Source organism: Thiocapsa sp. (genome assembly GCF_011390875.1).
Lineage (GTDB): Bacteria > Pseudomonadota > Gammaproteobacteria > Chromatiales > Chromatiaceae > Thiocapsa.
This window is the reverse complement of record NZ_JAABRP010000227.1, coordinates 1-344: the sequence shown is the minus strand read 5'-3', so window position 1 is coordinate 344 and position 344 is coordinate 1. Positions and strand designations below refer to the sequence as shown.

At 67.4% G+C, this 344-nt stretch carries 1 pseudogene; it reads left to right on the top strand.

What is annotated here, in order from left to right:
• A pseudogene (locus GPT33_RS15725) lies at positions 1–344 on the top strand (2-alkenal reductase); the annotation flags it as partial.

Genomic DNA, 344 nt, shown 5'->3' with positions numbered 1-344 from the left:
CTCGGGTGGGCCTTTGATCGACAGTGCCGGGCGGGTCATCGGCATGAATACGGCGATCTTCAGCCCGTCCGGGAATTTTGCCGGGATCGGCTTTGCCGTGCCGGTGGATACCATCAACCGTGTCGTGCCGCGCCTCATCGCCTACGGTCGCTATGTGCGTCCGGCGCTGGGGGTCATCACGGATGGCGATCTGAGCCGGCGCCTTGCCGAACGCATCGGCGTTGCGGGGGTGGTGATCCTTCAGGTCCAAGAGGGCTCGCCTGCCGCGCGGGCCGGACTGCGCGCCGCAATTATCGACAGGAGCGGGGATCCGGCGGCCGCCGATGTGATCGTCGCGGTGGACG